The sequence below is a fragment of the Coraliomargarita algicola genome (assembly GCF_033878955.1).
Taxonomy (GTDB): Bacteria; Verrucomicrobiota; Verrucomicrobiia; order Opitutales; family Coraliomargaritaceae; genus Thalassobacterium; species Thalassobacterium algicola.
This window is the reverse complement of the sequence record NZ_CP138858.1, coordinates 126,192-150,815: the sequence shown is the minus strand read 5'-3', so window position 1 is coordinate 150,815 and position 24,624 is coordinate 126,192. Positions and strand designations below refer to the sequence as shown.

The following is a 24,624-nucleotide window of genomic DNA, read 5'->3' as shown; positions in this document are numbered from 1 at the left end:
GTGCCAGCTCAACAGCTTGTCGTTGATGCAAAGCAGATTCCTAATATAGCAGCTCGATACCCCATTGTGTATCCACAGTATACGTGAGGGGACACACTTTCAGGGTTATCCCGCGTCCACACAGCCAGCCCCGAGCAACTCCAGCAAGGCCGCTCCGTAGGACAAGTGACTCACATGCCCAGACTCAGCTTTCGATTGCGCCAGCTCTTTAATCTCTGGATGGGCATTTGCAGGGCACATCACACGACTAAAGGATTCAAAAACTGAGAGATCGTTGAGATAATCCCCCACCGCCATGGCTGCATCCAAACTTAAGCCAAAATGAGCGCTCAGCAGGTGAATGCCATCTAATTTGTGGATGCCTGGCAAGATATCGAGGTATCGATCTGAACGTAAAAAATCTAATTGATCCATCTCACGCTCATCCAACTGCGCTCGTGCCAGCGCCTCGATGCGTGCTAGCATTTCTTCGCCATCGACACCTTCAGGAATCACAATCGATAAATTCCCGAGCTTCTCCACTGGCGTGAGGTCGGTAGCGTAATGTGCTTCCAGTTGCGCCTGCCCACGACTTTGATACCAGTCAAAAAGAGTCTGAATCACTTCAATCTGACGATAACGAGTGGATAGCTCGGATAATCCATAATGCTCCGCCAGTTCCGCGCAATTGACGAAGAGATCTTGCTCTCGATCGTAGAGCACGCAGGCGTGTTCCAGTAACAGGTAACGCAACTTGGGCGATTTGAAGTGCTTCACCAAATTTCGCACCAGAGGCCAAGGCCGCCCCGTATTGATTACGAAATGCTCGAGTGTCGACGCATCCACTGCCGCATCAATCGCCTCTAGCATCGTCACCTGAGCCGACGACGGCTCCCAATCAACCGCGACCCCGAACGCTTCACCGTCCTCTGGATTCAGACAACCATCTACATCTTGAAATATGATTTTAATATCAGCGTTCATCATCCAAATGACTGATAAATAGATTCAAAATCTTGTCACGCACCATTCAAAACGATCCACTCATTGATCGAATCGCATTCAAACGAAACCGTAGAACTTCTATCATTTTATGAAAATTGCAGCCGCCAATTCCGACGCTTGGAACATCGCCAAAAGCAAAAATCCGCAGCAACCGACTGTGTTACGCTATCGCCCCAGCTTACAGAAATTTCTAGCGGATGAAAACTACCCGCGCAAACTCACGATCATCTGGAAATTTGCCCCTGCAGACGACAGCGGCATGCCGACCGACACCCAAAGCGCCGATATGAAGGACTTTGAAGAATTACTACTGGATGTGCTAGACTCAGACCGTTTAGCAATTCTCGCCTTCGTATACACGACCACTGGCCTGAGAGAGTGGAACTTCTATCTGTCCGACACCGACGAAGTCGCCCTGCGCATCAATCAAGCACTCAAATCCATGCCAAAGTTGCCGATCGAATTACACGTGCAGGACGATCCCGACTGGGAGGCTCTGCGCCAGGTATACCAAATCTGCAGTTGATCCTTAGTAAGCGCGGCCAGATTTGTTTTCGAAGTAGTTAATAAATGCTTTATTCACGGTCGCCGTGCCCCCAGGAGTCGGATAGTCGCCGGTAAAATACCAATCCCCATTGTTATTGGGCAGTGCTTCGCGCATTTTATCCACCGGCAAAAAGACGATTTCAAGCTCCCCCTGCCAAGGCACATTCTTCGGATACACTAGTTCTGCGATCTTCGCTGAGATTTGTTCGTCGCTATAGCGGTCATAGATGCGTTTCACGTGATTGACCATTTCGCGGGATGGTTTGTCGGCCTGAGCCAAGCAATCGACATACACCTCTTGCAGTAAATAGGAGCATCCCTCGTCTTTTAGTAATTCGACTGTCGCCTTGAACGCGATAAACTTCCCCAGTTCGGACATATCGATACCGTAGCAGTCTGGGTAGCGAATCTGCGGTGCCGTGGACGCGACGACGATCTTGCGTGGGTTGGTACGACTTAGAATTTTCAGAATCGACTCTTTGAGGGTCGTGCCACGCACGATCGAATCGTCGATACAGACGAGACAATCCTGCTCTTTAACGATGCCATAAGTGATGTCGTAAACGTGTGAGACCAGCTTAGCACGTCCTTCTTCTTGCGAAATGAAGGTGCGCAGCTTGATGTCCTTGTGCGCAATTTTCTCGCCTCGTGGCCAATTGCCCATGATTAACTCATCGATCAGTGCGGCATCCAAGGTACCACTCGATTGTGCAGCCAACAGCGCATCGCGCACTTCTTTACGGCGATGCAAACGGACCGCATCCAGCAAACCGTAATACGCAACCTCGGCCGTGTTGGGAACAAAGCTAAACACGCTGTCTGCAAAATTATTATCGATTGCTTTGACAACTTGCTCCAATAGCGCGCCCCCCAAGGCTTTACGTTCAGAATAGATATCCGCATCGTTGCCGCGTGAGAAATAAATGCGCTCGAAGGAACAAGGTGTGATCGGGCGTGGCTCGGTGAAGCGCTCGCTATAAATCTTGCCATCATTTTTAACCACGATCGCACAGCCGGGCTCGACTTCGCACACATTCTCGATCGGTTGATCAAAAATCGTCATCAACGCGACCCGCTCCGAAGCGAACGCGATGACTTCGTCGTTCTGGAAATAGAAGCAGGGGCGGATGCCCTGTGGGTCACGCATCACGAAACTGTCGCCATTACCAATGAGCCCTGCGATCGCATAGCCACCATCCCAGTTGGACGCGGCATTTCTTAAGATACGGATCGGGTCCAGTTGCTCGCTAATAATGCTCGGAATCTGGGTGCCTTCGACATTTTGATCACGCATCTTGTGGTAGATGGCATCATGCGCTTCGTCGAGGTGGAAACCGATCTCCTCCAACACAGCCTGTGTATCAGTACCGAAGATCGGATGCTGGCCGCGGTTGATCAGATCTGCATTGAGGTCCTTTTCATTGGTAATGGTGAAATTACCGGCCAACATCAAATTCTTAGTCGGCCAGTTCGACTGGCGCACATACGGATGGCAACTATTCGATGAATACACCCCAGAAGTGCCATATCGTAGGTGACCCAGCAGAATTTCACCCCCATAATCAAAATTGTCTTTTACCGTTTGCGGAAATTCGGGGTGAATCACGCCCTTATCGACCATTTTTTGATAGGCCTTCAATTGTCCCTTAAAAATGCGTGCCAAGGAATTTTGCTTAATCGTGCGATCACGAGCCATATACTGCTGGCCTGGAGCGACATCGAGCTTCACACAGCCAATCCCAGCGCCGTCTTGGCCGCGATTGTGCTGCTTCTCCATCAACAAAAACAGCTGATTAAAACCGTAGAGAGATGTGTTATATTTCTCTTGGTAATAAGAAATAGGCTTCAAAAGGCGGATCATTGCGATCCCGCATTCGTGCTTCAAAAAATCGCTCATAAGAGGAAAAAAGACAGTCGCTAAAAGTGGCTTGTTGAGAGGTTGGCGAGGGCTAAGTTTCAATTCGGTTACGCATGCACAGACAAGCTATATTTCCCAAACCTGCGTGCTTTTATGTTCCGAACCGTCCAAACCTGAGAGACCACGATTCATAATATGTTCTCTATTCGCGGGTTCCACATGCACCAAAACCTTTGAAACCTCTGGATGTTTTTCTAGTAATCGGCGCTTAACCGCCCGCGCAATGGCATGTCCCGCCTCGACTGTAATCTCTGGATCGACCTGTAAATGCAGATCGACCTCATACAGATCCCCCACGCGACGCACTCTAAAGTCATGATAGGCAACCGCTCCGGGAGTCGGCAGAATGTGCTCACGCAAATCTTCAATAATCTCCCGCTCAGGGGCCGCATCCAAGAGATCTGAACAAGCGCGTAGAAAAATCTTCGTCGACTCAAAAATTAAATAGCAACCAAGCACCAGTGTGACTACCCCATCGAGAAAGGCCCAGCTTTCGCCCCCCAGCCAGACGCCCACCAAGGCCGCCGCCACACCCAGCGAGGAAATACTGTCCATGCGGTGATGCCAGGCATTGGCCATCAATAGATCGGACTTCAAGCGCCGCGCCACCCCACGAGTCCACCAAAAGAGCGCCTCCTTAAGCACCAGCGATATCAGGGCCAGCACCACGGCTTCCCCTGCCTGCGGCCCTCGGCCACCGCCACTACGATAATCAAATAGGGCCGTCACCACCAAGCCCAGCGAGAACAGCAGCAACATACCTCCCACGCAGAACTTGGCGAAACTGGCAAACTTGTGATGCCCATAGAGATGATTGGCATCCTCCGGCTTACTCGCCAGCGAAAGCCCCACCAGCACTGCGACATCGGTCAACAAGTCCAGTAAACTATGCGCCCCGTCGGCCAACAAGGCTTTCGACTGCAAGATCCAGCCGCCAGCGACTTTGACACAGCCGAGCAACAGATTCAGCAACAGGCCGATCCAGGTGATTTTCGTAGCTGAGCTGCGTTTTGACATCAGAATTTTCGCTCTTGGAGATTACAGTTTATTTGTTACCCTGAAAGTTAATGGATGTTCTTAACATTGGATCAATGTATATCGAACACCAACATAAAGCAGTGTTCGTTCTCCAGTCCCATGCCTGATAATTCCGATAATTTAAAGAATAACAATATTCCCAATAGCCTCGAACTGCCCGGCCTACGAGCCAAGCTTGATCGACTGGTTTACTACAACGACAGCGCGCAACTGCCCAGCGATGCCCCGCACGCCTTCATTTATTTTATAACCATCACGAATCTCTCCGACTTCAAAGTCTCCTTACGCGGACGAAGATGGATTTTGCGCGAGGTCAGCGGCCATCAACAGGTGATCGAAGGTGAAGGCATTATAGGTAAAGAGCCCACACTTGCCCCCGGCGAGAGCTTCAGCTATAACAGTTACCACATGACACATTGCGACTGCAGCGCTCAGGGCTCCTTCCATGGGGTTGACAGCGAGGGACGAGCCATTCATTGCCGCATACCTGAATTTGATATGAAAATAACGCCTTCCAACGAATCATGAAGTTGACCGACCTAAACCGACACGGCGAGATTGGCGCGAACTCGATGTTTGTGCAATTGGGTGACTTCAATATTTTGATCGACTCCGGCTTGCACCCCAAAAAGCTTGGTTACGATGCCCTGCCCGATTTCGAGCCCATCGAGAACCTCCACCTCGATCTGATTGTACTCACTCATTGCCACCTCGATCACCTCGGCTCCATGCCCATCGTGACCGCGCATAATCCTAAGACTCCCGTCATCACAGCCGCCCCCAACGTCACACTGGCACCGCGTATGCTACGCAACTCGATCAACGTGATGAAGCGTCAGCGCGAAGAGCATGGCATCGCCGAGTATCCACTCTTTCTCCATCGAGATGTCGCACAATTCACCAAGCAGCTGACAATCCAACGCTATGGTCGCGGAGAGATCTACACCAAGGGCAAAGACAAGGTCGAAGTCGTCCTACACTGCTCCGGACACGTCGCCGGAGCGGCCGCGGTCGAACTCATCCACCAAGATCGCCGGGTCGTATTTTCCGGCGATGTACTCTTCGATGCACAACGCACGCTCCCCGGTGCAGAACTTCCCACAGGGCCCGTCGACACGCTGGTCCTCGAAACCACCCGCGGGGCCCAAGGCCGCGAATTAAAAAACAGCCGCAATGAGGAAATCGAACGCCTAATTGACCAGATTGCTGCGATCCTGGAGCGTGGCGGTAGTTGCCTGATCCCCGTCTTTGCTCTCGGCCGCATGCAAGAGCTATTTCGCATCATTTATGAAGCACGCCAATCAGGCCGTCTTCCCCAAAGCCCCATTCATGCAGCCGGTCTCGGCATGGCCATCTGTGAATACTTCGATAAAATTCGTAAGCAGACACAGCTGGTCGATTTTGACATCAAGATGCTGGAAACCATGGATGTACGTAATATTGACTTAAACATGCGCCCTGGCCGCGACCTTCCGCGCAAGGGCATCTACCTGGTCAGCAGCGGCATGATGGTCGAGCACACGCCCTCTTATAAAGTCGCGGCGTCATTATTGCCCCATCCTAATAATGGACTCTGCTTCGTCGGCTACTGCGACCCCGACTCGCCCGGCGGCCAATTGTTAGCCGCACGCGACGAAGCGACTTTCTTTTTCGATGCACTGGATTACAACGCACCCATACGCGCCAGCATCGACCAGTTCGACCTCAGCGGTCACGCCGACCGCAGCGAACTACTCGCCTACGCCGAACAATCCGTTGCCAGAGCCATCGTGCTCACCCACGGTGACCAGAACGCCCGCGACTGGTTTTCACAAGAGCTGACTGCACGTATGCCTGAGAGCACAATCGTGGATCCCGAGCCACTGACAGAGTATCATATATAGCGCGCCTGGCCCGATGCGACGGAAACCGCCACTGAACCTGCACCCCAACGACTCAACATCACTCTGAGCACATCTCGCCACGCCTTACACTCTGTGCTTCGGCTGCTGCTTAGCCTTAGCTGCCTCGCCATCTTAGGCTACGCCGCCTATCGCTGGCTACCCGCCTGGCCTGCAGCAGCCAGCGCATCCACTGCAGCACACACACAGCTACCTGCCGAGCCCGCAGCCAGCGCCCCGGATAGCTCCGCCAAAGCTCAGGAGATTTCAGCGACAAAGCTCGCACCAACCAAGACGGTGCACCACAGCCCCGAGCAGCCAGTTGGCCGCCCCATCGTCAATACGCTGGAGCTGCAAATGGCATTGGCCCGCCCTGGCTTCTCCCCTGGCTCCATTGATGGCTCCATCGGCACGCAAACACGCCAAGCTCTCAGTGCCTATCAATTGGCCCACCAGCTCCACCCGAGTGGCGAGTTTGACCACGCGACACAGGCGACACTCAAAATCACAGAGCCCATTTATGCAAGAGTCACACTCACAGCATCCGACTTCGCCGCCATCGACCCGCCCCCCGTCAGCTGGCGAGAACGCGGCAATCGTACCCGCATGGCCTACCACTCGATCTTGGAAATGCTGGCAGAAACCTGTATGAGTGATCCCGACCTCATTCAACAACTCAACCCTGAGCTCGATTTCAATAGCTTACAACCGGGGCAAGTGGTCGTGGTTCCGCATATGCCCCCAGTGCGACTGCATCACCCGGTCAGCCATCTACAAATCTCACTGTCCGCCCGCACGCTACAAGCCATCAGTCCTCACGGTCGCATTGTCTTTCATTGCCCCGTCAGTATCGCGCGACGCGTGGACAAACGTCCCAGTGGCGCCCTACGCGTCGAAGTCCGTGTCGAAAACCCCAATTACACCTTCAATCCTGCGATCCTCAGCAGCGCGGCCGCGCGTGAGGGCATCAGTCAAAAGTTTGTCATACAACCCGGCCCCAACAACCCGGTCGGCAGCATTTGGATCGGCCTCAACCTGCCCAGCTACGGCATCCATGGCACTCCCGAACCGGAAAAGGTGGGACGCACCGAATCCAGCGGCTGCTTCCGACTGGCCAACTGGAACGCACAGACACTCATCGGCTTGGTCGAAGTCGGCACCACCGTACACGTTGATCCCTAATCATAAGCGCGGCGGATCAACCAATGCAAACCACCTTGCAGTTGCCCATTAGAAAAGGGTTGTGCACGGTCGATCACTTGTGCCTGTTTTAAAAATCGATATAAGGCATCCGGCGCATCGCCCGCAGGCCAATGCATCCAATAAGCTGCCAGATCCGCTACGCCTGCCGCATGCGCCAGCGGTAGCAAGGCATCACAAATCAAAGTATTCAGCCGCTTCGCACTGATCGTATCAGAAAACACTTCATCCGAGATCCGCGCAACCAAACGCGGCACATTTTGCGCTTTGCGAAAAGCCAAGCCCGAGCAGTCGCCATCACTCGTCGTGCAGGTGCCCAAGACCTGTCGTAAGCCTTCCGGCCAGTCTGGCTGTGCTTGGCAAATCCCCACATACTGCGCCAAGCGATGCTTCGGATGATTCGCCGGACGCAGACCACTGAGGCGCCAGCAGTCACGCTCTTCTTCAAAAAGTCCCTCTGCCTCGACTCGACCGGTCGCAAAATCCTCGATCGAATGACTCAGCGCCAAGCGTGACATCGGCGCACGATTACGCGCATAGCCCAACACCTCTAAACAATACTGATGACACACCTCGGCCCAACTGGCCCCGGCCAAGCGCTTCTCCGCAAAGCCCAACTTGCGTGACCAACGCGCCTCAGCACCCGCATTCAGGATCTCACGCCGCCGCTCCAGCGATTGCTGCATAAACTTTAACATCCACTCGGTATCTTCCACCTGTTCTAATTCCAGCAGCGCATCATCCACCGCAAAATCTTCCAGATCGCGCTCCAACAACGGCAATAAATACATTAACTCTGGTTGCCTGCCCAAGTTCGTCGTCACCTGAACTGGTGACTCATCGGCATACAGCACCACATGCAGACGCACATCGTTAAAATTTGGATTCGAATCATGCGCATGTAGCTGCCAGTCCGACGCGTGAAAATGCACCTCAACATCGCCGACAATCAATTCGCCGTCCAGCTCCAGTTGCGCCTCCAAAAAGTCTGGCCCTTCGAGCAAGTTCCAGCGCCCGGGATCGATCACCCGCAAAGACTTCCCCGACACTGTTCTCAAGCCATGGGCATCAAAATCACCTCGCAACCAAATCTTTTGCAAGACCCGCTCCGAAAGACTAAACGGCCCATAAAGTCCCTGAATTTCCTGCACTTCGTTTTTCAACACAAACGACAACTTACACAACCCAAAGCAACAGGTCAACTCGTCTATCCTGCCAATCGCATCACAACCCCTTCAAACTTCATCAATCGCGCACTCACACCGTAGCACCGCCACAACTGGAGCCCTGACCTGCGGTGCAACCATAACAGTGCTGCCCCATTTGAATCGGCCGCCCCTGCCAATCACAGAGATCCAGCTCCCAGACACGCTCTGGAACGGCCAAATCACCATGTCGCATCCCCAGTTGCTGATTAAAATCACAATCATACAGCTCCCCCTGCCACCCCACGCTAATGGTGTCACGACACATCAGTCCATCGATCGAAGCAGGATTGAAATGATCCAACAGCAATTGCATATATTCTTGATAGCGACCCTGTCGTTTCAAATAGGACGTAAACCGTGCGATCGGCATATTGGTAATCGCATAGAGCTGATCGAAAACTATGCCGAAGTGGGTCTTTAACTCACGTTTATAATCAGCTTCCAAGTCCGCTTGCTCCGGTGGCAAACTCGCCCCAACTGGATTAAACACTAAGTCCAAAATCAAATTGGGATCGGAGCCATAACCGAGTGCGTTCAATGTTTGCAAGGCTTGAATGCTGGAATCAAACACGCCATCACCTCGCTGTGCATTGACATTATCCGGACAATAACACGGCATCGATGCCACGATATGCACCCCATGCTTTGCATGGAAATCAGCCACCCATTCATAGCCCGGCTCATTGAGAATCGTTAAGTTGCAACGATCCATCACCTCACGCCCCATACCGCGTAGGCGCTCCACTAAATAGCGAAAGTGCGGCATCATCTCAGGCGTGCCTCCAGTCAAATCGATGATTTCAATCTCAGTATGCTGTAACCAATCCAGAATGCGCTCGACCGTATCCAAGCTCATGATCTCCTTACGGTGCGGCCCCGCATTGACGTGACAATGCACGCAGGTCAAATTACACATTTTACCAGTATTAATCTGTAGAACACGTGGTGCCTGACGAGTCAGCTTGAGCCGATTAGCTGCAAGCGTCTCTTGAAAATCTGGAATGGACTGTGTAATGCTGGACATAGAACTACGAATGCAAAGCGCAGCGATTTATTCCACACACTTCACAGGAAAGTCATACCATGGTATCCTCGCCTTTCTCATGCGACGCAAATAGAAAGAGAAAAGTGCGAATGAACCTTAATTCAGAAGTCAGAGTTCAGAAAACAGAAAGGCCAACAAGACGCAGTGAGACATCAAATTTGGCGGATGCTCATCGGGTGAATACTAAGGCAGATACCAATACCCGAAGAGATCTTCTTCGTTGCGCGGTCCGCGCTGCTTGAGACTTTCACTGGGCATCCAGCCCTCCTCCATCAACATACCGAGCACGAAGATCGTCGAACTATTGGTCTCGTGGATGGTAAACTCGTTTTGAGTGACATTCAGCGATGGATGCGCCGACCAACGACGAAAGACAGGGTATTGCTCCGGCATTTCATAGAAATTCGCAAAGTCTGTCGCATCCCCGCTGTTGAAGAGCGGCTTGCCACCACTATCTTTAGCAGTCGGATAGTTCCAAACACGGTTCCTCAATTCAGGAAATACGTGCGAGGAGGTGTTGCCATAGATAGTAATTCCCGGATATGGGTCGAGAATGTCATCATTCATGCTACTCTCATGCTGAATGGCGACCGGATAGGCAAATCCGATACCTGTCGTCCAGCTCATGCCCATCGGGTTGGCACCCAACATATATGCGAGGTTCAATTCAGATGACTCCACCAAGCTGCTATTGGGAGCCAGTTGATTTCCGATCAACATGACTTTCGCGCGATTGGTCATATCACTCGCTCCCCAGCTCATCCAATAATCCTGGTGACGTGGCCAGGACATCCGATAGGGCATGCTGTCATTCATCGCCGCATAGCGATTGGCCGCACTCATTAAATTAGCGACAACGTCTGCTTGCGTGGCTTCAGACACATAAGCGGTTTGCGCGGTCACCAGTGGATTGTAGGCGAGATCGAAATAGAGCCAGGGTGAAAAGTCGCGGTCCGTGTAGGGCCAGGAGTAAGGCGCGGGTGAATTTGCATACAAGGCCTCCACTCCGTCCAGATAGTAGACATCTTCGGTCAGCAAATAGAGTTGCACCCGAGCCATGAGCTCAAACTTATCGTTAAAGTTCGCTTGCTCGGTAAACGTCAGCGAGTAAGCATCGCCTGCCCCGCGATTGCTGGCGGCATCGATACTCAAGTTAGTCAATGTATTTGCTGGATCGACGCCAAACGCATAGGCAGCGAGTGCAGAGCTCGCATAAGTCTGAGCGAGCACCGCATCAAAGGGCTCCAGAGCACGGGCCAACTCAGCCGCCGCGGCAGCATAGATCAAACTGGACCAACGAGTGCGCTGAGCAAAGCTCCACAGCATAGTCTGGTCGGTAATTCCAGGATGCGTCCATGTTTCCACCATTCCTGAGACCCCGCCATCCGCACGCTGACTATGCTTCCAAATACGAAGGCCATATTCAACCTCGTCCAGCAAATCGGGGATGCCATTTCCAGATTCAGGTATGTTGAGTTGCCCGTCGGTGTATTTCGCAGGGGCAAATTCGTAGAGTTTGAGCAGGTCAAAAATCAAAACGTAATGATACAGATTGCGGTCATAATCAGCGGCATCATACCAACCACCATCGACTTCGGTCGTGGCTTGGCTGGTCACCGTGGTGGCCCCAATGATATCGAATCGTGGCCAGGCGACCTCTTTCTGCGTGCTATCGAGCACAGCCCGGGTCATGTCCGCCCAATAAGGCAACATTTGAGACTCGTAAATCGGTGCCGTATGATAGCGTGGCCGCGTCCAGGCGGTGTATTGCGCTTCCAATGCAAAGGATGCACGCTGGTGGTAAAGTCCGCGCATGGCAGTATAGAAGGCCTCCCCATACACATCATCGTTGATGCGGAATGGCCATGAGCGCCCGACGCCTGGCACGCGGATGTAATAGTTTCCCGGGGTATTCAGACCACTCAAGTCAAGTTGATAGAGTTTCTCACCGTTCATGGAAGGGCGTGGATCGTCTCCATCAGCCACCTCGCCATCCATCAGTGAAGCATCATCACGTAGTGTGATCTTGCCATCAGCCAAACTGCCTTGATATACGACCGCACCAGTCCCCGAATCGACGACATCGAAGCTCGTAAGTTGCTCCAGTGGCAATGGGCCAAACTCCTGCAAATAAGCACCGACATACGCATAATTCGTTGATTTTCCCTCTTGGTAACCCACCTGATTGATCTTAATACTGCGCGCCACAGTGGCATCGTCGTCGAATACGAAACTGACATACTTCCCATCATCCAGACTAATGGTATAGGACTTACCATCCTCCATCGCTACAGGCATTTCGATATAGGCATAAATACCATAACGCACCGCATCATAGCCGGCACTCACTCCATCATCATTCGAGATCAAAGCCGTCGTCACGCGACTGGGCTCCAAATCGGACGCATACGCACTATCATCCAAACTGGATACGCTATAAAAATCCGCATTTGCCATCAGTGACTCGCTGCTGTTTTGGCGTGCGGTGACCAGGTGCTCCCAGCGCATTTGTTCTAAAGTCGCACGATGCACCCAAACATCCGTCTGATGCTCACGTGCGATGGCATCGTCGACCTCAGCCATGGTTTCCGAATAGTCTCCTTGGGTTAACAGGTCCATCTGGGCTACAAAATCCTCAAAGGGGTCCACCACCACAATCACCCACTTATTGGAAAGCACCAACAACTGCTCCACGCCACTGAAAAGAGGACGCTCAATCGGCGCATTCCCTTCCAAATCTTGCAACCAAGCCTCCGAAGTATAGGGGACGGGCGGTTCAGTGGAACCACCATTGTCGGAACCACCGTCATCCACTGGCGGCACCCAACCTGCTTCCACCACACGCACATTCGCGATCTCGATGGTGTGGTCGGACGCTCCTTTGCCAAGATACAAATATTCTACCGCATCCAGTAAACAACCATTGGCCTTTAAATCTGCAACTGGCACCACGGCTTCAGTCCACTCAGTGCCGATCACTCCCCCACTCACATAATTGGCAATCGGCACCGAAGCGCTGCCCCCCATATGCCAGCCATAGGCCGAGAAGCTATGCTCCACACCGGCCAATGAGGAGCGCACCCAAAATCGTATCTCCTCCGCATTCGATAAATCCGTCCGCCAATAATCGCCTTGCAATTCAATGCCGGGCGAATGCCAGGGATCGGGAGAACCTTCAAAATACCAGCCACTTGCCAGACTGCTATCCGCGACTGTAATTCCATACTTCACATGAGCGAGGTCGGTTTCGCCGGCCCGTGATCCATCCCACAACACTTCACCGATTAGACTCAAGGCATCCCCAGCTCCCGACGCATCCGAAGTTACCGCCCACACTTCATCAATATCTATAGTGTGGTTCGACTCGCTGGTACCAAAATACAAATACTCCACAGAGCCGAGTGAACAGCCATTAGCCATCAAATCTGCAGTGGGAATCACCGCTTCACGCCACTCGGTATCCAACACACCCCCAGCGACATAGTCCTCAATCGGCACCGTCACACTACCGCCCATATGCCAACCATGCACTGAAAACCCATGCGAATACCCAGCGACCGACGTACGCACCCAAAAACGTATCTCATCAAACTCAGAGAGGTCCACTCTCCAAACTTCATCCTGTAGTTGAATCCCCGGCGCGTGCCAAAGATCCGGAGTCCCTTTGAAATACCATCCCGTCTCAGGTGCCTCTGCCGCGGCCGCGGCACCGTAAACCAAATGTGCCTCATCGATCTCTGATGCGATCTCCCCATTCCACAAAAGAAGCTCATCTGCCTGCATACAAGATGTCAGTAAGATACCAGAAAACACGATTCCGGTCGAAATTGATGATTTTGAGAAAAAACGACGCAGTAGAGAGGGAATGTAATTCATCATAAATAGCCCCAGTGCTAGGGTTAAATATGATTATGTTTATCGACTAAAAATGACGACACTGAACATGGTAAAAAAAATATAAGAAATGCGTAATTAATTCCACAAATAACGTATCCTAATAACAGTAAAACCAACTCATCGCTCCATAAAACGAAGTAAAATTGTTCTTCAAATTCGACTTCGGATGTATACTAGTTGACGAATCAAGGATCCCCCATCTAAAGATAGTATCCAAAATTGAACTATAAATTGTAATTCAAACATGCTATATCTCGCAAATATGAAACGCCACACCCCTAAGCTCGCCTGCTTTCTTCTGCTGTGCCTCAACCTGATTGTCACAAGTGCACATGCCAGCGAAATGAGCATACCAGGTATCAAGCCTCACAAAGTAGAAGAGAACAGCTTTCAACTGAAACGCTTCAACAGCAATTTAGAACCCAGCGATTTTACTAGCAGTGTCAGCCATCAGCAAAACGAATGGCGAAGCGTTCTTCAAAATCAGAACGGCGCACTTAAGATCGCACTCAAAACAGGAGAATGGGACCGCCCTGATTCTGACGAAACCTCAAAGCTCTGGTTGAGCTACAATGGTGACTGGGCCAACGTTGCAACAAACGGAAGAACGCTCCGCTTTAGCTACACATTTGGGAAATCAACTCCTGGCGTACTCTGCCGCTTTAGATTTGGTGCCAGCGCACGATCCCGCAAAGACTATGAAGGCGATTACGCTCTCTCTCTCATTTATGGGGACACCTCTTGCAGCTTTAGCGTCGACGACAAAGACACTTCGGGCAATCTACCCACTACAATCGACGAAGGCAGTCGAGTTGTGATCGATTTACGTCCAGACAATACAGCCTCTATCACAATCGACGACATGCTCATCCTGGATGATCAGACAGTGGAACTCGACGAGAACTTCATCTCGCTAGTCGCGATCGATACGACAAAACGTTCGAAACAGCCCAAAATTCTTTACCTACAAGAATTTAAGGTCTCCCTAGAGCGCTAATTCACTGCAACAGCCGCGGATTTATGCGTGTCCCCTTCGTCCAGATCAGGACGAAGGCTCTCTAGCACCGTGCCTTGCACACGCCAGCAACGGCTCTTTTTTATTTACAGAAAAAGAAACGCTGGCCAAACCGTGCTTTCTCACTTGGGTTAGGCAAAATACACGCGAAATTTCTATCTATTTCGCTCAACCTGTAAGATCCCACATGATTTCTAAGCCTAAAAAACGTAAAATGAACCCAATGCTGCTGAACGTGCTGCTCATCAGCGGTGGGGTTCATGCGGTCGCACTCTTTATTCTAGGCTCTATTACAGTGTATAAATACATAATTCCCGATGAAGCACAGTTCGAAGAACCAGCAGTCGTGGAACAAGTCGAACCTCCCAAAGAGGTTAAAGTAGAGATCAAACAACAAGCAGCGCCTCAAAATCAACCGCTCAATAAACTGCGGATGAAGCAGGTGGGCAATATCTCGGTAGCCAACATTGACGTCGACCTCCCCTCGATGGAAGAATCTTTCACTGTCAGTGCCGGTCTAGGTAGCCTCGGCGGTGGCTCCCTGCTTGGCGGCACCCGTGGCTCCATTGGCATTGGCATGTCAGACGTCAGCATCTTCGGACTCAAAACTCGCGCCGAAAGAATCCTCTTCGCAATCGATGCCAGTAAGACCATGCTCACGGATGCCAAGGGCGGCCTCAATAGCTATCGGGTCATCAAAGATGAAATCTCCACTATGGTCAGTAACTTATCCACTGGCACCCTGTTTAATGTCGTTTTCTTTAATGATGGTAAACTAAAGTTTTTCAAGCCACGCCCAGTCCCCGCAGGTGACGAAGTCACTCAGGAACTCATTACATGGATCGCTCCCATCAATGCGGATTTTAACAAATTGGGACTCCCCGGTGCCAAAAGTCAAAAATTGACGACATTTCCGGAAGATAATTTGATCCAAGATCAAATTCCCCGCCACCAATGGCACTCTGGCAATGAGAACGCTTATCTCGCACAAGTATTTCTAGAGCAGTCCATCGATGCAATTTTCATCATCACAGGGCGCCACACCGGATTCCAAAGTATACGCCGTTCGCCCACACAACGCGAGAACGAGGAATGGGCACGTCACACTTCGAAGGCAGGCTACCAAAAAGCTCTAGCTAAGTATAAGGAAGAGCGTCCACAAGCTGTAAAAAAGGCTCAGGAAGCTCTAGCCAAAGAGAATGCTGAAAGAAAAAAGAAAGGCCTACCACCGCGTATCCTGGACGGCGGCGATATTGTCGGCCACATGAAGATTAGGATGGAAAACAGACACCCCGGACGACAACCAGTCTACCACATCGATGGAGACAAAATCCGGCGCTACTTCCGCGAACTAACCAAAGTTTTATACGATGACCAAGGTAGCACTCCCCCATCCATCAACGTCGTATTATTCCTAGCCGGCGACGAAAAATTCTCCAAAGATAAAGAAGACGCTCTCAAAGACTACACTCGCTTCTTCGATGGCAAATACCGAATCATTCGCGGCTTGAACGAAATCAAGAGTGCCGCCAGCGCCAGCGCGACCACCAATAAGTGATCCTCTGACTCAAATGAGCGAGTCAGAGCGCGCATATACTAGTCAGCCTGACACCTGTGCTCACGGTATTGGGTAGGCGTACAGCCCATCACTTTACGGAATTGCCGACTAAAAAAGTAGATGTCGTTATAGCCGATCGATTGTGCCACCGCATCCACAGCCCAATCCGTTTGCGCTAACAACACACAAGCCCGCTCCACTCGCTTCAAAATCAAATAGCGATTTGGCGACTCATTGGTCAACTCCCGGAAACAACGCCCGTAGTGAATACGTGATAGATTCGCCTCCGCAGCAAGCTCCTCAACTGTGCGAAACATATCTTGCCCAGAGTGTATTCGGTCCAATTGGCGATAGATCAACCATGCTGCATCTGTCTGAACCGGCTGAATCGACTCGCGCCATAATAGCCCCAGCATATTCACCGTTAGAGCCTGTAATTGCAATTCCGCAAATGTATCACGATAAGTCGAGAGACGTATCGCTGAATTAATACAGCTATTCACAACATCCACTTCGTGCAACTGTATCCCAAGCAAACGCCCTCTCAGCAATTGAGCATTCTTTGCCCCGAGGCTGATATGCATGCCGAAGTTACGCATCCGCTTGGTATCGGCCCTCGAATGCCCTACAATCTTCGAATCATCACTGAAAAGAAAGGCCGTCCACGGCTGCACAGCATACTCAATACCGTCACACTCAACGATCGCATTCCCTTCAAGGCAAATCCAAATGTTCCAATAACCCTCCGAATTCGCCTGCCAACTCCACCCATCTTCGGTCTCATAAACAAAGGGCAACGAAACAATGCCAATTGATCGATCATGTAAATCGGGGAATTCCATAGATGTTTCAATAGTGCAAATATTTGCTTCATGAGTCCATTGAAAAATGGATCGCCAATTAGTATTATACGGCATGACTACAAACAAGACTGTTCGCCTCGGAATCATTGGTATGGGAAACATGGGCACGATCCATGCAAAGAGTATCCTCGCAGGGAAAATCCCGAATTTGGAACTCGCTGCAATTGCAGATCAGATGCCGGAACGCCTGGAGAAATTTCAGGAAGTCACACACTTCAATGAAGGCATTGACTTGATCCAGTCCGGCACAGTCGATGCCGTGCTGATTGCCACCCCACACTACTCACATACCACCCTTGGAATCGCCTCGCTAGAAGCGGGCCTCCACACTCTGGTGGAGAAGCCGATTTCCGTGCATAAGGAAGATTGCGAGCGCCTAATCGCCGCTTGGAAGGATGAAAACCTGGTCTTTAGTGCCATGTTTAATCAACGCACCGACCCCGCCTACCGCAAGGTCAAGTCACTCATCGAATCCGGTGAACTCGGGGCGATACAACGCATCAACTGGATCATCACCGACTGGTACCGCACCGAAAACTATTACGCATCCGGCGGATGGCGTGCCACATGGGGCGGTGAAGGTGGCGGTGTCTTGCTCAACCAATGCCCTCATAATCTGGACTTGCTACAGTGGATTTTCGGCATGCCCTCCAAGATCACAGCCAATTGCCAATTTGGTCGTTTCCATAATATTGAAGTCGAAGACGCCGTCACTGCCATGTTAGAATACCCCAACGGTGCAACTGGAGTCTTCATCACCACCACCGGAGAGGCGCCTGGCACCAACCGGCTCGAGGTCGCATGTGAACGCGGTAAGATCGTCGTTGAAAAGGGCAAACTCAACTTTACACGCACAGAGCAACTGGTCAGCGAGCACAGCAAAACCGCAAATACTGGTTTCGAAAAGCCTCCTGTTTGGAACATCGAAGTACCGCTTCCCGATGGGAATGGGGAACAGCACAATGGAATTCTCAAAAACTTCACCAATGCGATTTTAACAGGCGAAACACTCATTGCTCCTGCCGGCGAAGGCATTCACTCTGTCGAACTAGCAAATGCAATGCTCTTTTCTGCCTTCGAAAACCGTCCCGTCGAATTACCATTGGATGGCGCCGCATACGCCAGCGTGCTGCAAACTAAAATTGAGCAATCCACCTATGTGAAACCTGAAGTTAAAACCGGCAAAGTCGAGGACCTCACTTGGTAAACGACAAAACACTCCCCCCCTCCAATCCCCCACTCAGCAAAATACACTCTTATGACAAACGCTAACGACGGAATGAACTACGCACCGACAGCCGCTAAACCGCAGCCAGTCGTCGAACCAGGTCAGTTCAAATTTGCAGCTGCTTTCTTCGATCATGGTCATCTATACGGAATGATCAATGGCCTAAGGGAAGCCGGTGCAGAGCTCGCAATGATTTTTGACCCTAACGCCGAGCGGCTTGCAGCCCTGAAAGAAAAATTTCCGGGCGTCGCGATCGCACAAAGTTTCGAAGAGGTGCTGGCCTCCGACGTTCAAATGGTCGCCGCGGCTGCGATCCCGAATCGACGCGGGCCCATCGGTTGCCAAGTGATGCAAGCAGGCAAGGATTACTTCACCGACAAATGTCCGTTGACGAGTCTGGAGCAATTGCAAGAAGCGGAAAATGTGGTCGCAGCGACAGGACAAAAATACATGGTTTACTACTCTGAACGTGTCCACGTAGAGTCCGCATGGTACGTCGACCAACTAATCCAAGACGGCGTCATCGGCGACATCGTGCATATGGAGATCTTTGGGCCACACCGTTTAGGTAAAGCGGGACGTCCGGACTGGTTCTTCGATAAAGAGCAATATGGGGGCATCCTCACCGATATCGCATCGCACCAATTCGATCAATTCCTGCATTATACACGTTGCAGCCAAGGCACCATCGCTCACGCCGCCGTCGACAATCGCGCCAATCCAGACAAACCGGGTCTCGAAGACGTCGGTCAAGCTGTTATGATTCTGGAAAACGGCGTCCAATGTTTCTCACGCGTCAACTGGTTTACCCCCGACGGCATGCGTGGCTGGGGCGATGGCCGCAGCTTTATCACAGGCACCAAAGGCACGATAGAGATTCGTAAATACTTCGATTTCGGGCGAAGCAACGACTCCGACACCATCATCCTGGCGAATCATGAAGGCGAACAAGTATTAAAGGTTAAGGGCCAAGTGGGCTTTCCTTTCTTCGGTCAGCTGATCCTTGATTGTCTCAACCGCACTGAAAACGCGATGACTCAAGAACATGCCTTCGCGGCATCGCGTCTCTCCCTACAAGCCCAAGCCCTTGCCGATCAAGCACGCTAAATATCTCAAAAACTTTATACTCTTATGAAAATCGAACAAGTCGCTCTCATTACATACACCATTCGAGACTTCATCCAGACTCCGGATGACTTCCGGCAGAGCATGCAGAAAATCGCCGAGATTGGCTATCAGGCAGTGCAGATTTCAGGCATGCCCCACGATGTGATGCCAGCCACAGAGATAGCCGCGGTCTGCGCGGAAAATGGACTCACCATTTGCGCGACACACGAGCCCAGCCTCATGATTCTGAACGAACCGGAGAAGGTGGTTGAACGTCTCCAGCAGCTAGGCACAAAATATACTGCGTATCCATTTCCCAGTGACGTTGACTTCTCCAATGCACAGTCACGCGAAAAATTGATTCAGCAACTTGACCACGCGGGTTCCGTGCTACGTGAAGCAGGCCTGGTACTGACTTATCACAATCACGCCAACGAATTCTATAAATGGGATGGTAAGCCAGCTCTCCAGCACCTGATCGAGCAAACCTCCCCCGAAAACCTGCTTTTCGAGCCAGACACCTACTGGGTGCAACTCGGCGGCTATAATCCAGTAGATTGGTGCAAACTACTGCAAGGACGCATGCCTCTACTTCACCTCAAAGATGTGGGTGTGCGTAAAGGCAACGAGCCCATCATGCACGAGATCGGTTATGGCAACCTTGACTTCAAGTCCATCATCGCAGCTGCGGAAGAATCCGGCTGTGAATGGTACATTGTCGAACAAGACACCTGCCCGGGCGATCCTTTTGATTCACTCAAGTTGAGCTTCGATTACATTAAAGCGAACTTGGTATCCTGAATGGGTGAGAGACGAATCTTCAATTACCCTAATTCTCGCGCAGCCTGCAGTAATTCTGCCAACGCAGGATCCGAACAAAAAAACACGCCACAGTGATTAAAAAACGTATGCGTCGAACTATTCAAATCTAGCCGCTGACCAAAGTAATCACTCACCGAGCCCCCGGCTTCTTCAAAGATGCACGCAGTCGCAGCGAAATCCCAAAAGGAGCCGCCTCCCAATTCGGTTTTGGGCTCTTTGAGATAAACCGCCTGTGGATGCTCTAACACATAACAAGCATTACATACAGCCCCTCCATGCATATCAATCACCGCCTCGGAATACCCCGCTCGTTGCGCTAAGGCATGCATACGCAGACTCAGAGCCTCACGGCGCGGATCACTCTCAAAGGTGCAATCCATACAAAACTTAAGCCGTGTCTCTCCAGTGCGGACCACACGGGCAGCTTGATAAGGCTGCCCGTTGATACACAGCCCTAGTCCCGCAACAGCACGATATAAACGATCCTGCACGGGATCGTAAACCACTCCGATCACCGGCAAGCCATCACGGCGCACCAAAGCAATCGAGACTGCATAACCAGCCTTACCTTGCGTGAAAGGTAGCGTCCCGTCCAGCGGATCAATGCACCAAAAATATTCTTTATCAAAGCGACTCCCATCATCACTTCGCTCCTCACTCAACAAGGCCAGATCGTATTTCAAGAAAGTGGACTCTAAATGCCCGAGAATCACTGATTGACTGCGCTCATCAACCTCAGTCACAACTTGCGAGGCGAGACTATCCCCACCCTCTTTACGAAAGACCGTCACCTCACCAGCAGTGAAAGTGCGTATCAATGCCCCCGCGCGTAGTGCTGCCTCACACGCGACATCCGCTAGTGTGTTGAATTTGTTCGTATCTATTTGCATCGACCCTCCAATTGTATCTCAGCTAACACCGAAGCGGCTAACTGTTCGCTATATGTGTTAATTTTCCAATGCCCGGGGCTCCAGCCTTTGAGGAAACGATGAAAATCGGTCCACGCGACCGGATACAAAGCACGCCAATCAGCCTCTAAGGCGTCGACATCCACATCCTTGCCCTGACTAACGAAGGCCCGACGCAGCGCCTCAAAATACTGCTCTAACAGTGGCGCTTCCTCGCGTTCACACTCATCTTCGGACAAGCAACTTCCTATAAAATAAACCACATCCTTCATCCCGCAACCACGCCCCACGTATTGAAAATCCACTGCTGCGACCGAACGACCATCCTCTGAAAAGCAAAAATTCGCTAACTTCGCATCCCCATGGACCAAAGTTTGATACCGACTCGCTTTGAGCTTTAAGTCAATTGCTTGCGCGGCTGCATACAAAGCAGGATCTTCGCGTGCCAACACCTGCAATTCATCAGGTCGAGTTTCCAAATGCCAATAGCACCCACTCGGCCACAGACCAGCCTCCGATACGCCCAAAAAGGTCGCGTGAAAATGAGCCAACCACGATAAACATGCAACAAGCTCTGTGCCTGAAACCGACTGCTTGCGGATCGGAAAGCCCGCCGCATCCAAATCTTCCAGCACCATCACCACCTCTTCACCGGCGCAAAAGAGGTCGAGGCAACGGGGCACCCGACAGTTCACATCACACTGATCGGCAAAATCTCGATACCAGGCCGTTTCCACCGCATAGGACCTCAATTTACGTTGATGCGAGATATCAGTATTCCAGCCGCGTGGATGCGCAGATGCAGTTGGAGGCGACACATGTTTTACAATCACACTCGAAAGCTCAGCCCCCACTAAGCGATAGCGCACAATCGAGCCATAACCGCTCCATAGTTTTTGCAAAACACCCATCGCTTTCACTTCGCGCGCCTGAGTGCATTTAATTAATATAGTTGCTATCGTATCCTTCATTCTCGAGCTGCATTAGATCATACCGAGCATAAAAAGCACGCGGTATCTTCGGCTCTCATAACCCGGGCCCCTTTCTCTCAGATTCCCGCAGCCGAAGTTATGCGCGGCCACACACACGGTCACGAAGCACACCCAACTCGCGATTCACAAGTGCACACGACATTTACGTTCGACACCTGAGCTGGAACTGAAAACCTCCGCGCATGTTATCAAAGATTATCACACATCCGGGCGGTGCCCACAAAGACGACTTTTTAGCCTGCGCAGTATTACTCACGCAAGCCCCCGTCACCATCGAGCGTCGTGACCCGACAGAGGCCGACCTCAACGACCCGTCCGTGGCGGTGCTCGATATCGGGCACCAAAATAATTCGAAGCTACATAATTTCGACCACCACCAATTCCCCCGCGATCATGTGCCCACCTGCGCCCTCTCGCTGGTACTCCAACATTTGGGAATTTACGAAGATGCACGCGAGTTTTGTAGCTGGCTCGAAGTCGCAGAGTGGTTCGATTGCCGCGGCCCAGTCGATACTGCCGAATGGTTAGGCATGGATCGCGACACCCTCGGCAAGCTCAATTCTCCGCTCGACATCACAATTCTACGTCGCTTCGCCAGTAAGACTGAGCATAAGCCTGGTGAGCCGATCTGGGAAATCATGCGCATGATCGGTCAAGATACGGTCGATTATATTACAAATTTGCGCAGCCGGCTAGACTTCGTGGCAGAGCATGCTGAAATCTGGGAATTCGACGGTTACAAGGCACTCTTCATGCCACGCACCGATCCGATGCCAGACGAAGCTTCCGCGGGCCTAGGCTATCATGTGGAAAAGCTCGGCTTACAAGAGGAAGTCCTCGCACTCATTTACCCCGACAGTCGGGGCACCGGCTATGGTATGCGCCGCTTTAACGACGACACTCGCATGGAATTCACTCAACTCGACACCGAAGATGACGTTCACTTCACGCACGCACGCGGATTTATCGCAAAAACATCCAGTGCAGAAATCGAGCGCCTACAACATTTAGTCGCCAAAGCCTACAAACCACGCGACTAATCACGGCTTACACTTGAGTGCGCAAGTCGATAGGCACTCGGACATTCAGCCGTGTGTGTGTTTTAAACCACGCGGTGAATTCCGACTGATGCCCGAAAACCCGCCTGCTAAGAAATCCCTAAGATCGTGCTCTCTACGAATGAATCGGGCAAACAACTACAGCCGCCCCCATCGGTGTCGCCCACGGAAAATTCATTTCAGAAAAAAGCTTTTGTTGTTCAAACGCCTCCCTTAAGTGCACACCCATATTAGGAATAAAAGTTAGCTGCTCCCCGGGCTTAATCTCCTTCACTTGCAGATACGCTGGGTCAACCGTATAAACTGGTATCTGCTGCAGTGCATTCACACAATATGTATGCGAGCTGGCCGCCTCAATACTGCAAATGGGAGTAGTCGCCCCGTCAGCATCCAATACCTTAGCCACACATACATCCAGCTTACGCATGTGAGTGCCCTCGGGGTTACCGTAATTCTTGATCGATCCATCAGCTAGATAGGCCACGATATCACCGCCGATCTCATAGCGAATCTCCGCCCCTTCAAAGCGATACAAGAAACTTGGACCATCATTCGCGTCAGCGGCGTGTGTAGTATAAAACAAAATACGATCACCTTTCTCAGTCTCCACCTCAAGACACGCAGTGTCATAATTTTCGATCGGATTCACTCGGTAACATTCTGCACGAATTTTCCGCGGCAACGCAGACGATTGCTGAGTCTCTCCCAAAACGAAGAGCATATTATGTAAAAAATGAGCAGTTGCATTAGCCACAGGGCTATCATACACAGGAGCCCCTTGAGCATTATGGATTTTACCAGCCCAACTATTGCGCGCATAGTAAGCACTGGTTCGCGGCCATGCCACATGTGTAGAGAGACACTGCGCCATTCCATAATGACCGCTCAGAATATCTGTCTTCAGATTTTGGACCGCCTCACTGAAAGACCATTGATATCCGATTTCCAAAAATTTACCCGTGCTATCACGCACTTCGCGCATGCGCTCAACTTCTGGAATCGTCGCAGCAATTGGTTTCTCACACAGGACATGGACTCCCGCCTCCATCAAAGCACAACTTTGATCTGCATGAAATGAAATTGGCGAAGCCAACACAGCCAGATCCACTGTTATACCAGTTGCCAAAAACGCATCCAAAGTATCAAAGCATGGAATATCCTGTGCTTGGAGAGTAGGCCAATCAAGAGCCTGAGCAGGAAATGGATCCACAATCGCAACAAGCTCGACTTGATCTGCGAGTGCTTCGATTCCATCAATATAGAAATGGCCATAGCCACCAATACCGACCAAAAGGAGTTTTACAGTTTTTGAAGACATATATAAACCTATACTGCATCCTAATCTGCATAAAGTTAC

The 24,624-nt window shown here is 51.3% G+C and carries 20 protein-coding genes; 10 read left to right on the top strand and 10 right to left on the bottom strand.

The features are described from left to right. Positions 1-105: 105 nt before the first annotated feature. Positions 106-966 (bottom strand): HAD family hydrolase, encoded by an 861-nt coding sequence (locus tag SH580_RS00560; protein WP_319833055.1) that lies wholly within the window; start codon positions 964-966, stop codon positions 106-108. 106 nt (positions 967-1,072) lie between these two features. On the opposite strand from SH580_RS00560, the gene SH580_RS00555 reads away from it, so the two are divergent. Next, positions 1,073-1,510: a DUF695 domain-containing protein gene (locus SH580_RS00555; protein ID WP_319833054.1), complete on the top strand. Its 438-nt coding sequence runs from the start codon at positions 1,073-1,075 to the stop codon at positions 1,508-1,510. Positions 1,511-1,513: 3 nt separating this feature from the next. Here SH580_RS00555 and SH580_RS00550 read toward each other — a convergent pair whose 3' ends face one another. Then, on the bottom strand, positions 1,514-3,427 hold the full coding sequence (locus tag SH580_RS00550; protein WP_319833053.1) for an amidophosphoribosyltransferase: 1,914 nt from the start codon (positions 3,425-3,427) through the stop codon (positions 1,514-1,516). An 87-nt stretch (positions 3,428-3,514) separates the two neighbouring features. Further along, a complete protein-coding gene (locus SH580_RS00545) occupies positions 3,515-4,465 on the bottom strand; it encodes a cation diffusion facilitator family transporter (protein WP_319833052.1) in 951 nt (316 codons plus the stop codon). A 120-nt stretch (positions 4,466-4,585) separates the two neighbouring features. On the opposite strand from SH580_RS00545, the gene SH580_RS00540 reads away from it, so the two are divergent. The 3 genes from SH580_RS00540 to SH580_RS00530 all read left to right on the top strand — a co-directional run bounded on the left by SH580_RS00540 (position 4,586) and on the right by SH580_RS00530 (position 7,548). Then, positions 4,586-5,014, top strand: coding sequence for a Co(2+)/Mg(2+) efflux protein ApaG (locus SH580_RS00540; RefSeq protein WP_319833051.1), 429 nt, complete (start codon positions 4,586-4,588; stop codon positions 5,012-5,014). Further along, the gene (locus tag SH580_RS00535) at positions 5,011-6,369 is read left to right on the top strand and encodes an MBL fold metallo-hydrolase (protein ID WP_319833050.1); all 1,359 of its coding nucleotides are present in this window, start codon (positions 5,011-5,013) and stop codon (positions 6,367-6,369) included. The genes SH580_RS00540 and SH580_RS00535 overlap by 4 nt, the downstream gene beginning before the upstream one ends. A gap of 93 nt (positions 6,370-6,462) precedes the next feature. Continuing rightward, positions 6,463-7,548 carry a L,D-transpeptidase family protein gene (locus tag SH580_RS00530; protein ID WP_319833049.1) on the top strand — a complete coding sequence of 362 codons (1,086 nt, stop codon included), beginning with the start codon at positions 6,463-6,465 and terminating at the stop codon, positions 7,546-7,548. Here the strand turns inward: SH580_RS00530 and SH580_RS00525 are convergent. The 3 genes from SH580_RS00525 to SH580_RS00515 form a co-directional block, all read right to left on the bottom strand. After that, a complete protein-coding gene (locus SH580_RS00525; protein ID WP_319833048.1) occupies positions 7,545-8,732 on the bottom strand; it encodes a DUF2851 family protein in 1,188 nt (395 codons plus the stop codon). The genes SH580_RS00530 and SH580_RS00525 overlap by 4 nt on opposite strands. Before the next feature lie 91 nt (positions 8,733-8,823). Continuing rightward, positions 8,824-9,798 carry an arsenosugar biosynthesis radical SAM (seleno)protein ArsS gene (gene arsS, locus SH580_RS00520; RefSeq protein WP_319833047.1) on the bottom strand — a complete coding sequence of 325 codons (975 nt, stop codon included), beginning with the start codon at positions 9,796-9,798 and terminating at the stop codon, positions 8,824-8,826. A gap of 204 nt (positions 9,799-10,002) precedes the next feature. Then, positions 10,003-13,698: a glycoside hydrolase family 9 protein gene (locus tag SH580_RS00515; protein WP_319833046.1), complete on the bottom strand. Its 3,696-nt coding sequence runs from the start codon at positions 13,696-13,698 to the stop codon at positions 10,003-10,005. Positions 13,699-13,978: 280 nt separating this feature from the next. Here SH580_RS00515 and SH580_RS00510 point away from each other — a divergent pair, with 280 nt between their 5' ends. Both SH580_RS00510 and SH580_RS00505 read left to right on the top strand, forming a co-directional pair. Further along, positions 13,979-14,713 carry a hypothetical protein gene (locus SH580_RS00510; RefSeq protein WP_319833045.1) on the top strand — a complete coding sequence of 245 codons (735 nt, stop codon included), beginning with the start codon at positions 13,979-13,981 and terminating at the stop codon, positions 14,711-14,713. Between the two features lie 205 nt (positions 14,714-14,918). Beyond that, the gene (locus SH580_RS00505; RefSeq protein ID WP_319833044.1) at positions 14,919-16,289 is read left to right on the top strand and encodes a vWA domain-containing protein; all 1,371 of its coding nucleotides are present in this window, start codon (positions 14,919-14,921) and stop codon (positions 16,287-16,289) included. A 38-nt stretch (positions 16,290-16,327) separates the two neighbouring features. Here SH580_RS00505 and SH580_RS00500 read toward each other — a convergent pair whose 3' ends face one another. Beyond that, on the bottom strand, positions 16,328-17,131 hold the full coding sequence (locus SH580_RS00500) for a helix-turn-helix domain-containing protein (RefSeq protein WP_319833043.1): 804 nt from the start codon (positions 17,129-17,131) through the stop codon (positions 16,328-16,330). 73 nt (positions 17,132-17,204) lie between these two features. On the opposite strand from SH580_RS00500, the gene SH580_RS00495 reads away from it, so the two are divergent. The 3 genes from SH580_RS00495 to SH580_RS00485 are packed head-to-tail and all read left to right on the top strand — an operon-like array spanning position 17,205 to position 20,288. Further along, complete coding sequence (locus SH580_RS00495) at positions 17,205-18,359, top strand: Gfo/Idh/MocA family protein (protein WP_319833042.1); 1,155 nt, start codon at positions 17,205-17,207, stop codon at positions 18,357-18,359. 51 nt (positions 18,360-18,410) lie between these two features. Next, positions 18,411-19,487 carry a Gfo/Idh/MocA family protein gene (locus SH580_RS00490; protein WP_319833041.1) on the top strand — a complete coding sequence of 359 codons (1,077 nt, stop codon included), beginning with the start codon at positions 18,411-18,413 and terminating at the stop codon, positions 19,485-19,487. Positions 19,488-19,511: 24 nt separating this feature from the next. Continuing rightward, positions 19,512-20,288: a sugar phosphate isomerase/epimerase family protein gene (locus tag SH580_RS00485; RefSeq protein WP_319833040.1), complete on the top strand. Its 777-nt coding sequence runs from the start codon at positions 19,512-19,514 to the stop codon at positions 20,286-20,288. 23 nt (positions 20,289-20,311) lie between these two features. On the opposite strand, the gene SH580_RS00480 is transcribed toward SH580_RS00485, so the two are convergent. Further along, positions 20,312-21,199 carry a 3'(2'),5'-bisphosphate nucleotidase CysQ family protein gene (locus tag SH580_RS00480; RefSeq protein ID WP_319833039.1) on the bottom strand — a complete coding sequence of 296 codons (888 nt, stop codon included), beginning with the start codon at positions 21,197-21,199 and terminating at the stop codon, positions 20,312-20,314. Further along, positions 21,190-22,188 (bottom strand): aminoglycoside phosphotransferase family protein, encoded by a 999-nt coding sequence (locus SH580_RS00475; protein ID WP_319833038.1) that lies wholly within the window; start codon positions 22,186-22,188, stop codon positions 21,190-21,192. The genes SH580_RS00480 and SH580_RS00475 overlap by 10 nt, the downstream gene beginning before the upstream one ends. 203 nt (positions 22,189-22,391) lie before the next feature. Between SH580_RS00475 and SH580_RS00470 the strand changes: the two genes are divergently transcribed. Then, positions 22,392-23,249, top strand: a complete 858-nt coding sequence (locus SH580_RS00470) for an MYG1 family protein (protein ID WP_319833037.1) — start codon at positions 22,392-22,394, stop codon at positions 23,247-23,249. A 133-nt stretch (positions 23,250-23,382) separates the two neighbouring features. Here SH580_RS00470 and SH580_RS00465 read toward each other — a convergent pair whose 3' ends face one another. Then, on the bottom strand, positions 23,383-24,585 hold the full coding sequence (locus tag SH580_RS00465; RefSeq protein ID WP_319833036.1) for a Gfo/Idh/MocA family protein: 1,203 nt from the start codon (positions 24,583-24,585) through the stop codon (positions 23,383-23,385). Between the last annotated feature and the right edge of the window lie 39 nt (positions 24,586-24,624).

What these genes read in the sequence shown, in the direction of transcription:
- SH580_RS00560 (WP_319833055.1), bottom strand. Translation starts at nt 966, where the DNA reads ATGATGAACGCTGATATTAAAATCATATTTCAAGATGTAGATGGTTGT.
- SH580_RS00555 (WP_319833054.1), top strand. Translation starts at nt 1,073, where the DNA reads ATGAAAATTGCAGCCGCCAATTCCGACGCTTGGAACATCGCCAAAAGC.
- SH580_RS00550 (WP_319833053.1), bottom strand. Translation starts at nt 3,427, where the DNA reads ATGAGCGATTTTTTGAAGCACGAATGCGGGATCGCAATGATCCGCCTT.
- SH580_RS00545 (WP_319833052.1), bottom strand. Translation starts at nt 4,465, where the DNA reads ATGTCAAAACGCAGCTCAGCTACGAAAATCACCTGGATCGGCCTGTTG.
- SH580_RS00540 (WP_319833051.1), top strand. Translation starts at nt 4,586, where the DNA reads ATGCCTGATAATTCCGATAATTTAAAGAATAACAATATTCCCAATAGC.
- SH580_RS00535 (WP_319833050.1), top strand. Translation starts at nt 5,011, where the DNA reads ATGAAGTTGACCGACCTAAACCGACACGGCGAGATTGGCGCGAACTCG.
- arsS (WP_319833047.1), bottom strand. Translation starts at nt 9,798, where the DNA reads ATGTCCAGCATTACACAGTCCATTCCAGATTTTCAAGAGACGCTTGCA.
- SH580_RS00515 (WP_319833046.1), bottom strand. Translation starts at nt 13,698, where the DNA reads ATGATGAATTACATTCCCTCTCTACTGCGTCGTTTTTTCTCAAAATCA.
- SH580_RS00510 (WP_319833045.1), top strand. Translation starts at nt 13,979, where the DNA reads ATGAAACGCCACACCCCTAAGCTCGCCTGCTTTCTTCTGCTGTGCCTC.
- SH580_RS00505 (WP_319833044.1), top strand. Translation starts at nt 14,919, where the DNA reads ATGATTTCTAAGCCTAAAAAACGTAAAATGAACCCAATGCTGCTGAAC.
- SH580_RS00500 (WP_319833043.1), bottom strand. Translation starts at nt 17,131, where the DNA reads ATGGAATTCCCCGATTTACATGATCGATCAATTGGCATTGTTTCGTTG.
- SH580_RS00495 (WP_319833042.1), top strand. Translation starts at nt 17,205, where the DNA reads ATGACTACAAACAAGACTGTTCGCCTCGGAATCATTGGTATGGGAAAC.
- SH580_RS00490 (WP_319833041.1), top strand. Translation starts at nt 18,411, where the DNA reads ATGACAAACGCTAACGACGGAATGAACTACGCACCGACAGCCGCTAAA.
- SH580_RS00485 (WP_319833040.1), top strand. Translation starts at nt 19,512, where the DNA reads ATGAAAATCGAACAAGTCGCTCTCATTACATACACCATTCGAGACTTC.
- SH580_RS00480 (WP_319833039.1), bottom strand. Translation starts at nt 21,199, where the DNA reads ATGCAAATAGATACGAACAAATTCAACACACTAGCGGATGTCGCGTGT.
- SH580_RS00475 (WP_319833038.1), bottom strand. Translation starts at nt 22,188, where the DNA reads ATGAAGGATACGATAGCAACTATATTAATTAAATGCACTCAGGCGCGC.
- SH580_RS00470 (WP_319833037.1), top strand. Translation starts at nt 22,392, where the DNA reads ATGTTATCAAAGATTATCACACATCCGGGCGGTGCCCACAAAGACGAC.
- SH580_RS00465 (WP_319833036.1), bottom strand. Translation starts at nt 24,585, where the DNA reads ATGTCTTCAAAAACTGTAAAACTCCTTTTGGTCGGTATTGGTGGCTAT.